At 32.1% G+C, this 14,883-nt stretch carries 16 protein-coding genes; 12 read left to right on the forward strand and 4 right to left on the reverse strand.

The annotated features are described in order from the left end of the window. Nucleotides 1-96: 96 nt before the first annotated feature. The gene (locus tag QZZ48_RS08945; protein WP_294964577.1) at nt 97-666 is read right to left on the reverse strand and encodes an adenylate kinase; all 570 of its coding nucleotides are present in this window, start codon (nt 664-666) and stop codon (nt 97-99) included. Then, nucleotides 666-2,420 (reverse strand): aspartate--tRNA ligase, encoded by a 1,755-nt coding sequence (gene aspS / locus QZZ48_RS08950; RefSeq protein WP_294964579.1) that lies wholly within the window; start codon nt 2,418-2,420, stop codon nt 666-668. Before aspS ends, QZZ48_RS08945 begins: the two co-directional genes overlap by 1 nt. 196 nt (nt 2,421-2,616) lie before the next feature. Between aspS and QZZ48_RS08955 the strand changes: the two genes are divergently transcribed. The 12 genes from QZZ48_RS08955 to mrdA all read left to right on the forward strand — a co-directional run bounded on the left by QZZ48_RS08955 (nt 2,617) and on the right by mrdA (nt 13,267). Beyond that, nucleotides 2,617-3,477, forward strand: a complete 861-nt coding sequence (locus tag QZZ48_RS08955) for an NAD(+)/NADH kinase (protein WP_294964582.1) — start codon at nt 2,617-2,619, stop codon at nt 3,475-3,477. Then, nucleotides 3,474-5,015, forward strand: coding sequence for an AAA family ATPase (locus QZZ48_RS08960; protein WP_294964584.1), 1,542 nt, complete (start codon nt 3,474-3,476; stop codon nt 5,013-5,015). The genes QZZ48_RS08955 and QZZ48_RS08960 overlap by 4 nt, the downstream gene beginning before the upstream one ends. 34 nt (nt 5,016-5,049) lie before the next feature. After that, nucleotides 5,050-5,823 carry a TatD family hydrolase gene (locus QZZ48_RS08965; protein WP_294964586.1) on the forward strand — a complete coding sequence of 258 codons (774 nt, stop codon included), beginning with the start codon at nt 5,050-5,052 and terminating at the stop codon, nt 5,821-5,823. Between the two features lie 57 nt (nt 5,824-5,880). Beyond that, on the forward strand, nt 5,881-7,110 hold the full coding sequence (locus QZZ48_RS08970; RefSeq protein WP_294964589.1) for a lytic transglycosylase domain-containing protein: 1,230 nt from the start codon (nt 5,881-5,883) through the stop codon (nt 7,108-7,110). Further along, nucleotides 7,103-7,921 (forward strand): septal ring lytic transglycosylase RlpA family protein, encoded by an 819-nt coding sequence (locus QZZ48_RS08975; RefSeq protein WP_294964591.1) that lies wholly within the window; start codon nt 7,103-7,105, stop codon nt 7,919-7,921. Before QZZ48_RS08970 ends, QZZ48_RS08975 begins: the two co-directional genes overlap by 8 nt. Before the next feature lie 2 nt (nt 7,922-7,923). Continuing rightward, entirely contained in the window at nt 7,924-8,496 is a 573-nt protein-coding gene (gene hisB, locus QZZ48_RS08980; RefSeq protein ID WP_294964594.1) for an imidazoleglycerol-phosphate dehydratase HisB, read from the forward strand. Further along, complete coding sequence (locus QZZ48_RS08985) at nt 8,493-8,993, forward strand: HAD hydrolase family protein (protein WP_294964595.1); 501 nt, start codon at nt 8,493-8,495, stop codon at nt 8,991-8,993. The genes hisB and QZZ48_RS08985 overlap by 4 nt, the downstream gene beginning before the upstream one ends. Then, entirely contained in the window at nt 8,990-9,511 is a 522-nt protein-coding gene (lptC, locus tag QZZ48_RS08990) for an LPS export ABC transporter periplasmic protein LptC (RefSeq protein ID WP_294964597.1), read from the forward strand. The genes QZZ48_RS08985 and lptC overlap by 4 nt, the downstream gene beginning before the upstream one ends. Nucleotides 9,512-9,513: 2 nt before the next feature. After that, nucleotides 9,514-9,987: a lipopolysaccharide transport periplasmic protein LptA gene (lptA, locus tag QZZ48_RS08995; RefSeq protein ID WP_294964598.1), complete on the forward strand. Its 474-nt coding sequence runs from the start codon at nt 9,514-9,516 to the stop codon at nt 9,985-9,987. Continuing rightward, entirely contained in the window at nt 9,984-10,616 is a 633-nt protein-coding gene (gene yihA, locus QZZ48_RS09000; protein ID WP_294964601.1) for a ribosome biogenesis GTP-binding protein YihA/YsxC, read from the forward strand. Before lptA ends, yihA begins: the two co-directional genes overlap by 4 nt. Next, complete coding sequence (locus QZZ48_RS09005) at nt 10,609-11,067, forward strand: N-acetyltransferase (protein WP_294964604.1); 459 nt, start codon at nt 10,609-10,611, stop codon at nt 11,065-11,067. The genes yihA and QZZ48_RS09005 overlap by 8 nt, the downstream gene beginning before the upstream one ends. A 415-nt stretch (nt 11,068-11,482) precedes the next feature. Beyond that, the gene (mrdA, locus tag QZZ48_RS09010; protein ID WP_294964605.1) at nt 11,483-13,267 is read left to right on the forward strand and encodes a penicillin-binding protein 2; all 1,785 of its coding nucleotides are present in this window, start codon (nt 11,483-11,485) and stop codon (nt 13,265-13,267) included. A 33-nt stretch (nt 13,268-13,300) separates the two neighbouring features. Here the strand turns inward: mrdA and QZZ48_RS09015 are convergent, their stop codons facing one another. Together QZZ48_RS09015 and ybeY are read right to left on the reverse strand one after the other, a co-directional pair. Then, nucleotides 13,301-14,230 (reverse strand): calcium/sodium antiporter, encoded by a 930-nt coding sequence (locus QZZ48_RS09015; RefSeq protein ID WP_294964607.1) that lies wholly within the window; start codon nt 14,228-14,230, stop codon nt 13,301-13,303. Next, on the reverse strand, nt 14,230-14,652 hold the full coding sequence (gene ybeY, locus QZZ48_RS09020; RefSeq protein ID WP_294964610.1) for an rRNA maturation RNase YbeY: 423 nt from the start codon (nt 14,650-14,652) through the stop codon (nt 14,230-14,232). The genes QZZ48_RS09015 and ybeY overlap by 1 nt, the downstream gene beginning before the upstream one ends. Between the last annotated feature and the right edge of the window lie 231 nt (nt 14,653-14,883).

Raw genomic sequence — 14,883 nt, forward strand, 5'->3', positions numbered from 1 at the left:
ATACAAAACTCCGTATGAAGTGTTTTTCAGTGAAATGAGTAAAAGATTAGCTAGCTAATTTAGGTGGAAATTGCACTTGTTGTTGGAATTGGCGGATTATATTTTAGAGTTTATAAAAGTTCCCATCTCAGAAACTATTTCTTCGATTATACCTTCGCCAGAAATAACTTTTAAAATGTTTTTAGTAGTATAAAAAGCTTGTATGTCAGCTAGTGGCTCAGTATAAACTTTCATGCGGTTGTCAAATACTTCTGTATTGTCATCAGCACCGCGAGCACGACCAAGAACTCTATCTCTTGCAGTATCTTCGCTTACGTGTACTTCGATAACGCTACAAAGCTCTAAAGATGAATCTCCAAGAAGATATTCATCTAAAGCATTTAACTGCTCCATACTTCTAGGATAACCATCTATAATGATGATATCAGTAGGAGCATTTTTAATAGCGTTAGTGATTGTTTTAATAGCTACTTCTATGGGTACTATCAGACCTTTAGAAATATACTTTTCTATCTCAAGTCCAAGTTCACTTTTAGTTGCAACTTCCGCTCTAAGCATATCGCCAGTAGAGTAGTGTGTTATAGCGTCATTTTGTTGGGCTATTAACTCTGCATCTGTAGTTTTACCAGAGCCAGGAGCTCCGATAATTAAAAATAGTTTTTTCACTATTTTACTTGTTCGCGTAGACGAATGTGTAAGTCACGAAGCTGAGTGTTGTCAACTGAACTAGGTGCTTTTGTAAGAACACAAGAAGCTTTTTGAGTTTTAGGAAATGCGATAACATCACGGATACTCGCTTTTTTCGAGATAAGCATCATCATTCTGTCAAATCCTAAAGCGAAACCACCATGTGGAGGTGCTCCAAACTTAAGTGCATCTAGTAAGAAACCAAATTTTTCTTGTGCTTCTTCTTCTTCGATTCCTAGAAGTTTAAATACTTCATTTTGTACATCTTCTTTGTGGATACGAATAGAACCACCACCAAGTTCAGTACCGTTAAGAACGATATCATAAGCGATAGACTCTATCTCTTCAACATCATCTTTATCAGTATCTTTAGGTTGTGTAAATGGATGGTGAAGTGCTTTTACTCTTCCATCTTCAACTTCAAACATTGGGAAGTCAACTACCCATACAAATTCGAAAGCATCTCTATCTAAGATACTCATCTTTTCATGTTCAGCTAGGAATATTCTTAGTCTACCCATGTAATCCCATACAGTTTTCTTATCACCTGCACCAAAGAATACAACATCACCAACTTGCATACCAAGTCTCTCAACTAGAAGTGCAATGTCTTCTTCAGAAAAGAACTTGATAAGTGGACCTTTAAGACCATCTTCTTTCATCTGGAAGTAACCAAGACCATGTGCGCCAAATTGACGTACGAAATCTTCGAAACCTTTCATCTCACGCTTTGAGAATATTAAGTCAGCACCAGGAACTTTAAGCGCTTTAATACGGTTAACATGTGGCTTTTTAGCGATGTTAGTAAAGATTTCATTATCACATCTTTCAAAGATATCGATAACATCAACCATCTTAAGGTCATATCTTAAGTCTGGTTTGTCAGAACCGTAAAATTCCATAGCATCGTTATAAGTGATACGGTTAAATGGAGCTTGAACGTTGATATTACAAGCTTTGAACATTGCTTCAAGAAGGTCTTCTGCAACTTTGATTACATCTTCTTGGTTACAAAAACTCATTTCAACATCTATCTGAGTAAACTCAGGTTGTCTATCAGCTCTTAAGTCTTCATCACGAAAACATTTAGCTATCTGGAAGTAACGGTCAAATCCACCAACCATTAGAAGCTGTTTGAAAAGCTGTGGTGATTGAGGAAGAGCGTAAAACTCACCACTGTGAACACGAGATGGAACTAGATAGTCTCTAGCACCTTCTGGAGTAGACTTAGTTAAGATAGGAGTTTCAACTTCTAAGAAGCCATTTGCATCTAAGATGTTTCTTGCTGCGATTGCTGCTTTAGAACGAAGACGAAATGTTTCGTACATAGCTGGGTCACGAAGCTCTAAGTAACGGTACTTAAGTCTTACATCTTCGCCAACATTAGGATCACCAATAACAAAAGGAACCGGAGCACTCTTGTTCTCGACAATAAGCTCTGTAACAATAATCTCGATAGCACCAGTTTTTAGTTTTGTATTTGTTAGACCTTCACCACGAAGACGAACTTTACCTTTAACTATTAAAACGTATTCATCACGAACACCATTTGCTACTTTGTGAGACTCTGCGCTGTCTTCAGGGTCACATGTTAGTTGAATAAGACCTGTTTTATCGCGTAAATCAATAAAAATAATTCCACCGTGGTCACGATGATTATTTGCCCAACCTGTTAGAACAACATCTTGTCCTACATTTTCTTCGTTTAAATCTGTACAGTAATGACTTCTCAAAATATAGAATCCTATATGAAAATTTTCGCGATTATATCCAAAGTTGGCTTATGTAAATATGATTTATATGGATATTGCTGTGTAATTATTCTTTAAATTTAATCTATTATTAAATATATCATGAGAATTTGCAATACTTTTAGTTTTTTAACTACAAAAGTGTATAATCTAAAAAATAATTAAATAGTAGGTCAGTTTGAAGACAAGTAATATAAAAAAGATTGGTGTTCTTTTAAGACCATCGACTCCGGAACTTAAAGATAGCTACTACATTCTTGAAAAAGTATTTAAAAAATATGATATTGATGTTTATGTAGACAGCATAAGCGGCGCTATGATAGAGATAATGGGAATGGAATTTGATGCTTTATGCAAACATGTAGATGCTCTTGTTACTCTTGGCGGTGATGGAACTCTTATCTCTGCTGTTAGAAGGTCTTTCAAGTATGAAATCCCAGTATTAGGCGTTTACGCAGGTAGTTTGGGTTTTCTTGCAGATGTAGATTTGGATGAACTTGATGCCTTTGTAAATAAGATGGTCAATGACAAGGTTAGAGTAGATGAGCGTTCTGTTTTAGAAGTTAGAATTGTGAGTGAAAATTCTGAGAAAAAGATGTACGCCTTTAATGATATGGTCTTAACTCGTCCTTCTGTTTCAAATATGATACATATCGAAACACTAGTAGATGCAAAAGCTTTTAATACTTACTATGGTGACGGCGTTATAGTAGCAACTCCAACTGGCTCTACCGCTTATAATATCTCAGCTGGGGGACCAGTTTTATTTCCTCTGTCTAAAGTTTTTGTTTTGACTCCTATATGTCCTCACTCTTTAACTCAAAGACCTGTTGTTCTTCCAGGTGAATTTTCAATAGAAATGAAAACACAAGAACCTAGAGCCTTGGTAATCATAGATGGACAAGACATGCATGAACTTGAAGAAGGGCAAAGTGTCCACATAACCTTATCAACAACAACTGCTAAACTAGTGCATAGAGAAGAGTTTAATTACTTTGAAGTATTAAAGAAAAAGCTTGGTTGGGGAGAGCAGGGATGATAGAAAGATTTTACCTAAGAGATTATCTTAGTTTTAAAGAGATTGAACTAAATCCAACTGCTGGACTTATAGTGTTTACTGGACCAAGTGGTAGCGGTAAGTCTATCCTTATGAAGTCTATTCTTTCATCTTTAGGAACAGAGTCTTGTGAAGCAGCTTTATGTGAGTCTAGTGTTACTTGGGAGTTAGATGCCAGTGAAACAGGTATAGAAAATGATGATATTAATATATTTAAACACATAAAAAAAGAAAAATCTAGATACTTTATAAATAATCAAAGTGTTTCTAAAAAAGCAATATCTGGACTCTCTTCAAACTACCTAAGACACTTAAGTCTAAAAGATTTTAGTGACTTTGAAAATGAAAATCTCATCTCAATTATAGATACTAGAATTCAAAATAAATCTACAAACATTCTTAGTCTGAAAAAAGAGTACGAAAACTCTTTTTTAGAACATAGAGAAATTAGAATAGAACTTGATAAAATCGAAGAAGAAGAACGAAAGATAGTCGAACTTAAAGAGTTTGCAACTTTTGAAATAAACAAGATTCAAGGAATTGATCCTAAAATATCTGAAGATGAAGAATTATTGGAGATAAAGAAGGAACTTTCTCGTAAAGAAAAAGTTTTGGAGAGTATATCTTGTGCAAATGTTATTTTTGATAGTGAGCACTTTGTTAATAGTGCTCTAGATTCACTAGATGCAGAGAGCTCATTTTTTGATGATAGCATGAATGAGTTAAGAGCACTTTTTGATAGTGCAGAAGCAAAGTTTAACGCACTTGAAGATGTAGACATAGAAGAAGTTTTAAACCGTATAGAAGAGATTAGTGGACTTAAAAGAAGATATGGAAGTATAGAAGAAGCTCTATCTTATAAAGATCAAAAAATCATAGAGCTTGAAAAGTATGAAAACATTGAAATAACAAAAGATGAGTTAGTTAAAAAAGAAGCATTTTTGAGTAAAGAAGTGCAAAAATTAACTGAATCTTTAACAAAATTGAGAACAAAAGAACTATCAAGCTTTACTGTTGATTTAAATAAATATTTGAAAGATTTATACCTAAGAGATGCCCAAGTTAATATGCAAAAAACAGAGTTGAACAGCTATGGAAAAGATGAGATATTAATTAATTTGAATAATACAAAATTGAATAAAGTAAGTACTGGAGAGTTCAATAGACTTCGCCTTGCTGTCTTAGCTTTAAAGTCCGAATTTATGAGTCAAAATGGTGGTGTTTTGATGTTAGATGAGATAGATGCCAACCTTAGTGGTGAAGAATCAATGAGCGTTGCAAAGGTTTTAAGACAACTCTCCAAGCACTTTCAAATCTTTGTAATTTCCCATCAACCACAACTTACTTCTATGGGTGAACAGCACTTTTTAGTGCATAAGAGTGAAAATGAATCTATGGTAAAAGAGCTTACTTTAGATGAAAGAGTTGATGAAATTGCTAGGATTATAAGCGGTGATAGTATTTCAAATGAGGCTAAGAGTTTCGCAAAAGAATTACTTGAAGCTAGTAGATCTGTTTAATAATATAAAAAATTAAAAATAAAGAGAACAAATAATGATAATTGATACACACATTCACCTAGATGACTCCCGATATGATTGTGACTTAGATGCAGTATTGGATAAGGCTAGAGATGGTGGAGTAAAGAGGTTTATTATCCCTGGTGCTCATCCTGAAACTCTAGAAAGAGCACTAGAAATAGTTGAAGCAAATAGTGATGTTTATTTTGCAGTTGGAGTACATCCTTATGATATGGAATCATTTGAAGCTTTAGACTTTGATAAATATGTTAATCATGAAAAATGTGTAGCTATTGGAGAGTGTGGGCTTGATTATTTTAGACTTGAAGGCACTGAAGAAGAGAAGCAAAAAGAAAAAGAGCGTCAAAAAGAAGTGTTCGTAGCACAAATACTACTTGCTAAAAAATATAAAAAACCTTTGATAATTCATATAAGAGATGCTTCAAGGGATTCAAAAAAGATTTTATTGGACTTAGATGCTAAAGAGGTTGGTGGAGTTTTACATTGCTACAATGCAGACGAAGAACTTTTATCTTTGGCAAAAGAGGGTTTTTATTTTGGAATTGGAGGTGTTTTGACATTTAAAAATGCAAAGAAATTAGTAAATGTTTTATCAAAAATTCCAGAAGATAAATTACTGATAGAAACAGATGGCCCCTATCTTACTCCAAGTCCGCATCGTGGGGAGAGAAATGAACCTTTTTATACTACCTTTGTTGCACAAAAGATGTCTGAATTATTAGATATTCCACTTAATAACATCAAGGAAATAACTACACAAAATGCACAAAAACTCTTTGCTATATGATGATTTAATATTTTTTTGGGTAAAATTAAAGCTTTAAATTTAAAATTAGAGTTATTAATGATAAGATATTTTCTTTTACTTCTTCTACCAATCCTGCTTAGTGCTAATTTAACATATGTTTTTAACCATAATAAAGAGGTAGCTCTTTTAGAATCATTTGATATTGAGGCATCTTTTCTTTATGACCCTATTATGAATAAAATGAAAGCTAAAAAATCAACGTTTCAAAAGAATAAACATTTTTTTAAAGCAATGGATAAAGCATATATATTTATTCCAGCTATTAAAAGTATTTTAGCTAAACATGGTGTTCCACCAGAATTCTTGTATCTTGCTATGGCAGAGTCTAACTTTTCAACTAGAGCATATTCTAAAAAAAGAGCCTCTGGTCTTTGGCAATTTATGCCGGCTACAGGAAAGCATTACGGATTAAAAATTGATGAATATGTTGATGAGAGACGTGATCTTATTAAATCAACTGAAGCAGCAGCAAAGTATCTTTCATCTCTTCACAAGAGATTTGGTAAGTGGTACTTAGCAGCTATAGCTTATAACTGTGGTGGTGGAAGACTAAGTAAAGCAATAAAAAAAGCTGGTAGCAACGAACTATCAATATTGCTTGATCCAAAAAAGAAGTATATTCCAAGAGAGAGTAGATTTTACATAAGAAAAATTGTTGCCCTTGCTATGATTGGTCAAGATGAGCAATTTTTAATGCATAGTGAGTATGAGCACCTTCTAAACCGTGCAAATGCTTACTCTATTTCAACTGTACAGTTATCAAGTGGTGATTCAATAAGAAGATTATCAAAATTGGTAGGTATTCCATTAAAAGAGTTAAAAAAACTAAATAGACATTTAAAGTATGATTTTGTTCCTCCATATACAAAAGGATATGATGTTTATATCCCATATATTAAGCTTAATGAGTTTAAGCGTAAATATACTCCTCAGCCTATGAAGAATATATATAAGGTATATGTAGTTAAGCCTAGAGATAACTTATCCAAAATTGGAAAAAAATATGGTGTTTCGTACAAGGTTATTAAGGATTTTAATAAACTTAAGAATTATCGTTTAAAATTAAGACAGAGACTTATCATTCCAATAGATAGTAGAATAAAATCTAAAAAAATCGATACAAGACACTATTATATGGTTAAAAAGGGAGATACTCTAGAATCAATTTCTAAAGTTTATAAGGTTAGTATTCAAAACCTTAAGCTTCAAAATCGACTTAGAGGTAGTTTAATTAAAATTGGTGACAGGCTAAAAATAAATGAATAGAATAATATCTGCAATATTAATCTTTTTTGTACTATTTTTTACTGCATGTAGCACTAGAGGCAAACGAGTTTATAATGCTCATAAATACTCTGCACCGAAGTCTTATTCATCAAATAAAAATGCTCATAGTTCTGTAATGGATAAGAAGACATATTCTCATCCTACAATGAGACCTTATGTTATTAGAGGTATAAGATACTACCCAACGGTTGTTAGTGTTGGTGATGAGTTTGATGGACGCGCGAGTTGGTATGGTCCAGATTTTCATGGAAAACATACTTCTAATGGAGAAATTTACAATATGTACGACATGACAGCAGCACATAAAACACTGCCAATGAATACTATTGTAAAGGTCACAAATATTGACAATGGTTTAACTACTGTTGTTAGAGTAAATGATAGAGGACCTTTTGTTGCTACTAGAATTATAGATCTATCTAAATCAGCTGCCAGTAAAATAAATATGATTGGAACTGGAACAGCTCGTGTAACAATAGAAATTTTAGGGTTTGAAACTAAGGGCAAAAAGAAAATACCAACAAAAAAAGAGTTAAAAGCATCTCCTCAAAAAGCAACAGTAAGTGGCTTTGCTCTTCAAATAGCATCTTTTTCACAGGTAGAGGGTGCTCTTAAGACTCAAGAGACTTATGACGATACAGATGGATATAAAACAGTTATTAAAGATATGGAAAATGAAAATGGTAGAATTTTTAAAGTTTGGTTAAAAGGCTTTAAAAGTGAACAAGAAGCAAGAGATTACAAAGCGCAAGGTAATTTTGAAAATGCATTTATAGTAAGAGAGGATTAAATATGATTAGTAAAACAAGAAAAACAAAAGAGACAGATATTACAATTTCATTAGAGTTATATGGAAAAGGCGATAGCAATATAAATACAGGTGTTGGCTTTTTAGATCATATGCTTGAGAGTTTTTCTAAGCACTCTCTTATTGACATGAATATCAAGTGCGTGGGTGATACTCACATAGATGACCACCACAGCGTTGAAGACGTTGGCATTGTTCTTGGGTCATTAATTGCAGATGCTATTTATCCAGTAGAAAATATAGAGAGATTTGGTAGCGCTAATATTGTAATGGATGAGGCCTGTGTTTCTTGTGACTTAGACTTAAGTAACAGACCTTTTTTAGTTTATAAATCTGATGTTGCTGGTAAAGTTGGTAATTTTGATAGTGAACTTGTTGAAGAATTCTTTAGAGCATTAGCACTAAATGCAAGAATAAGTACACATATCGTTGCTCTTAGAGGAAAAAATAAGCATCATATTATTGAAGCATCTTTTAAAGCTCTTGGGGTTGCTATTCGTCGTGCAATTACAAAAAATGAAAGAGTTGGAATTCCAAGTACAAAAGATATTTTATGATTAAATTAATTGTTTTAGATGTTGATGGTTGTTTAAGTGATGGTAAACTCATATATTCAGCAGATTCTATAGAGAGTAAGTCTTTTAATGTAAAAGATGGATTAGGAATCACTACATGGATTAAAATGGGTAATCAAGTTGCTATAATAACTGGAAGAAACTCTAAAATAGTTCAAAAAAGAGCACAAGAGCTAGGCATTCAACATATTCATCAAGGTATTAGAGATAAAGATAGAATATTAAAAGAGATAGTTGACTCTCTTGGTCTTAGCTTCAGTGAAGTTAGTGCAATCGGTGATGATTTAAACGATTATAATATGCTAAGTTTAGTAGGAAAAAGTTTTACTCCAAATGATGGTGTAAAAGAGATTAAAGAGATTGTAAATAAAGTATTATTATCTAATGGTGGAAATGGTGCTGTTAGAGAGATGATAGATGCTTTAGTTGATGATAACAATCAAAGAAAAGAATTTATGAAAGTTTGGATGATAGATTGAATATAAATGTCTTTTTCATTTTAATTACATTTGGACTTTTAATGATATTTGTTGGATTTAAACCACTAGATATTAAGCAACAAGAGTTTGTTGATGTCCCACTTTTTCAGCTTGAAGCTTTTACTCTTCATGAATTAAATGAAAATGGTCTAGTGACACTTATGAAAGGCTCTAAAGCTACAAGATATAGTGATAGGTATAGTGTTGTAAATATAGACTATACTGATAACTCTAAAAAATTTGTTGCTAATATGAGCGCTGATAAAGGATTATATAGAGATGAACAAGATATTATTGACCTAAAAGGTAATGTCCTTTATAACAGAGAAGATGGTCTAATTTTTGAATCAGATGAAGTTACTTATAATAAAAAAAGTGCAATTGCCCATACAAATAAAGACTATGTAATATATAGAGATACAAATAGGGTTGTAGGAACTTCTCTTAGATATGACAACAATTTAAATAAAATCAAATCAAAAAATGTAATAGCCAAATATCAAATAAAAGAGAGATAATTATGAAAATTTTAACAATTATGACAATTTTTTTAGCATCGAGTTTAATATCGCAAGAATTAAAGATAACAGCGAATCAATTTGACGCAGATGAAAAAACAGGTATTTCTGTATTTCAGGGTAAGGTTAATATTATTAAAGGTAATGATGAGCTTAACGCGACAAAAGTAACTGTATATACTGACGTAGAACATGAACCTACTAAATATATTGCCCAAGGAGATGTCTCTTTTAATATAGAAACAAAAAAAGGTTCACTATATCAAGGAGTAGCAGGAAAAGTTATTTATAAACCTGCAATCAAAGAGTATCACTTTTTTAGAGATGTACACTTAAAACAAATAGACGAGAAAAAAGAGATTATAGGTGATGAAGTTGTGTTAAAAACCATTGAAGGTAAAGCATATGCAAAAGGGGCTACAAAAGAGCCAGTTATTATGATCTTTAAGATGCCAAATGAGAAGGAAGAAAAATGATTGAAATTGTAGACTCAAAGTTTATAACATCCGCACCAAACATAGGTGCTGCACCGGATACCCAGGAGCAAAATGAAGTTGTTTTTATGGCTCGTTCTAATGTTGGGAAAAGTTCTCTTCTAAATGCTCTGACAAATCACAAAGGCCTTGCAAAAGTCTCATCAACACCAGGTAAGACTAGACTGATCAACTATTTTGATATTACTTTTATAGATAGAGAAACATCTGAAAAAAGTATTGCAAAATTTGTTGATTTACCTGGTTTTGGTTATGCAAAAGTTTCAAAATCTATGAAACATGATTGGGAGAAAAATTTAACTGATTATATTGCACAAAGAGATCAAATAAAGCTTTTTATTCATTTAATTGACTGTAGACATCCAAATCTTGATATAGACACTTCTGTAAGTGATTTTTTGTTTGACAACTGTTCTGAGAACCAATATATATTACAAATTTTTACTAAAATAGACAAACTTAATCAAAAAGAACAAAGTGCATTAAGACGTAAATTTCCAAATGCTATGATGGTTTCAAGTTCTAAAAAAAGAGGTACACTAAAAGTAATTAAAGTTATTCATGATATTTTACATGAAAATGATCAAGATAAAGAAGAAATTGATGATTAAATATCAAAAAGCAAAACTCAGCGACATAAAAAAAATGCAAGAGCTTGTTTTACCTGAGATAGAAACAGGAATTATATTAAATAGAAGTAATGATGAAGTAGCCACAAATATTAGATCTTATACTCTTTGTTTTATGGATAATGAACTTATCGGCTTTGGTGCTTTACATATTCACACAGAGTATCTTGCAGAAATTAGATCCCTTATTGTTAAAGAAGGATTTAGAGGAAAAAAAATAGGCGAAAATCTTGTTAAAAATTGTCTTGATGAAGCTGTTTCCTTAGGGCTTCAAAAAGTTCTATGTCTTACTTATAAACAACTTTTCTTTGAAAGATTAGGTTTTATTGAAATCTCAAAAGAGTCCCTTCCCGAACATAAAATTTGGGCCGATTGTATTAAATGTAAACACTTTCCAGTATGCAACGAAGTATCTCTAATCAAAACTCTTTAACACCTTTCATATATGTTATATTATTTATAGCATACGAAAGCTTAAGTAGTATATACCTTTTTTTACCACCACTTTTTGCTGTGCTATTTGTATTATTTGTAGATGCTCTTAAAAAAGACGATAGTCTAATGATATTCCTAATAGCTTTTTGTTTAGTTGTTTTTGAGTCTCAAATGGGTTATCCACTTTTTAGCTCTATCATCTATCTAGGGCTTGTTTATAAGTTTGTTATACCAAAATTAAAAAAGAATTTTGGTTGTGCATCTTGTATTAAAGCTTCCTATGTATTACTTTCATATGTGGGCTTTTATCTATTTTTATCTGTTTTATCAAACATATTTCTTTTACCAATGCCAAGCTTTAACTACTATATAATTTACTATATAGTAATAGAATTCTTTATAGTGAGTATCATATGAAAATCAAATTTATTATCGCCTTTCTTGTTATTACTTGGATGACTCTTATTGTGAGAGTTTTTTTTCTTGCAGTGGAATCAAATTCATATTATAAAAAACTTTCTCATTCTAACACTATTAAAAGTGAAAAAATAGCTCCTGTAAGAGGTGAGATAGTTGATAGAAACAATAGACCTATTGCAATAAATAAACTAGGCTTTAAGATACAACTCCGTCCGCATCTTCGTCTAAAAAAGAGTATTGACAAGTTCAATGAAGAGATAGATAATATAGTTAAACTTATTCCAAGTTTGACAAAAGAAAAGTTGATAAAAAACTATGTAAAAAAAGATTCTTATTATTATCATAATTACATAGATATAGTACATTTTATATCCTATGAAGATATTATGCCTGTCTATTCAGTTCTAAGTTTAAGAGAAAATGTGAATATAGTACCAGCGCCTAAGAGATATTATCCTTATGGAAAGATAGGTGCTCACGCTATTGGTTATGTTTCTCGTGCAAATAAGAAAGATGTTGAAAAAGATAAATTACTAGAGCTTATTGGATATACAGGTAAATCTGGAATTGAAAAATATTATAATAAATATCTTCAAGGTGAAGCAGGTAAAAGAGAGATTAAGGTAAATGCAAACAATCAAGAAATTGAAGAGTTGTCAAATATTAGTGCAAATGAAGATAGAAAACTTACTTTAAATCTAGATATAGAGTTTCAAAAATATGTATCATCACTCTTTGATAAGAAAGCTGGTGCTGTAATTGTAATGGGTGTTGATGGAGCTATTCTTTCTGCTAGTAGCTTTCCTGAGTATAGTTTAAACACCTTTGTATCAGGTATATCTCATAAGTTATGGAACAAACTCTCAACCAGTCTTGATAAGCCATTTACAAATAAATTTGTGAACGGTCTCTACCCTCCTGGGTCTAGTATAAAACCAGGAATAGGTTTACTTTATATCACCACAGATATTGACAAATCTTGGACAGTTGATTGTAGATCTTCTATGCCTCTTGGTAAGCGTGTATTTAGATGCTGGAAGAAAAAAGGGCATAGAACAACAGGTCTTAAAAAAGCTATTAGAGAGAGTTGTGATGATTACTTCTATAAAGGTAGTCTGCAAGTTGGTATAAAGAAAATGAGTGAAGGTCTCATGAGATATGGCTTAGGAAAGAAAACAGGTGTTGATTTGCCAAATGAATTTATCGGTATTGTTCCTTCCCGTGAATGGAAGAGAAAAAAATATAATAAACCTTGGTTTATTGGTGAAACTGTAAATACTTCAATCGGGCAAGGAGATTTTTTGACTACACCAATGCAAATTGCTCAATTTACAGCACTTATGGCTACATCAAAACTTCCAAAACCTCACTTTGCAAAATTAATAGGCAATAAACCATACAAACCCTTAGCTCAAGATGTATTAAATGAAAAAGAAATAAAAGAACTTCCTTTAATACAAAAAGCTATGTATGAAGTGTGTAACTATCCAAAAGGAACAGCTACACATTATTTAAATTCCAAAGTTACAATAGCTGGAAAGACCGGAACAGCTCAGGTTGTTACAATTTTGCAAGATATTAAAAAGAGAGCATTAGAGCATGAGATGGAATATTACAATCGTTCACATGCTTGGTTTACATCTTATGGACCGTATAAAAACCCTCAATATGTTGTTTTAGTTATGGTTGAACATGGTGGACATGGTGGAGCTGCAGCTGGTAAGATTGTATCAAAGATATACAATAAGCTCTTAGAACTTAAGTATATCAAACAGTAATTTTAAAGAGATTTGTTATAAATAAGTTTCTTACTACACAACTGCATTTTGAATAAATAGAGCTAGAATAATCAGTAAAAAGATTGCTCCAGCTTTGTTATAGAGTTTATTTGCAAGAATAAATAATAAAGCAATAGATGCAGCTGCCATAATTAGCATGTCAAATTTAGTTGCAAGTAAATCAACTGTAAGTGGATTTACAAGTGAAGCGGCCCCTAAAACCATAGAAAAGTTCGCAACATTTGATCCAATAATATTACCGATACTCATTTCAGCATTGCCTTTTTTAACAGCTACAAGTGATACTACAAGCTCAGGAAGAGATGTTCCTAAAGAGATAAGGAAGATTCCAATAATCCACTCACTAACACCAAAAACTCTTGCTATATTTGTACCACTTTCAATAACAAAGTTTGCTCCACCGATAGTTAAAGCAAATCCAATTGTAAGTACTAGTACCGTTTTGCCCCATTTGAATTTTTCTTTGCTAAGACTGTCATCAACTTCTCCTCCTAAATCATCTTTAGAGTCAGTAAAAAGAAATACTAGGTATGAAACCATTAGCAGTAGGTATAAAAGACCATCAACCCTACTTATAACACTATCCTGAGCCATAATAAAGAAAAGAACAAGAGGAATAATTACCCAAGCGCTATCTTGAGCAAATAAATTTCTTTTTGGAAGCATTTTTTTACTTATAAAAAATACTACACCAAGAACTAAAGTAATGTTAAATATAACACTACCAACAACATTGGCAACTGCCATATCACTTTTGCCTTGTCCTGAAGCCATCATAGATGCAGCCATCTCCGGAAGTGATGTACCAAACGCTACAAGTGTCGCACCAATTACAAAGTGAGAGATATTAAAATGAAGAGCGATTCTCTCTGACTCTCTTATTATAAAGTCTGCTCCAAAGATTAGTGCTGACATTGCAGCAATAAAAATTATAAAATCCACTATATTTCCTCTGTTCTTATTATTAAACTCTTTGGTAATTTAAACTCTTTTATAAGTCTTGACTCTTCTTCTCGCATTTCACCTTTATCTACTTCGTGGTCGAATCCTTTTAGATGCAAAAGACCATGTATAAAGAGTAGGGCGAGTTCATCATCTTGTGTGTGACCTAACTCTTTTGAGAGTTCTTTTACATGAGCTGAAGATATAACTATACTTCCCAATGGACTCATTGGCATCTCTTCATATGGGAAACTTAAAACATCAGTTGGAGCATCAATATTTCTATACTCTTTATTGATCTCTTTTATTTCGTCTTTATTTGTAATTATTAATTCAATCTCTTTATCTGTAAGTGAAGAAGCTATTTTGTCTAAAAACTGTTCGTTTACATTAAGAGAGGTTCTGTTATCTAGTTCAATCATAAATGAGATTATATCTCATATATTACTTACAAGCAATTAAGGACTCGAAAAGGTTTTTAGATTTTTAATTTTGTTTAATGATTTATCAATTTTTAACACTTTCGGTTTTTTTTTAGCTTAAAATGTTCTTTAAGTCTGAATTATATCTAAGTCCCTAGAGACTGCTCATTAGAATAGACTGTTTTCACATAATACTGGAAAGAATAATAGACCATAGAGTCTGAATATGAG

The organism is Sulfurimonas sp. (genome assembly GCF_016744025.1).
GTDB lineage: Bacteria > Campylobacterota > Campylobacteria > Campylobacterales > Sulfurimonadaceae > Sulfurimonas.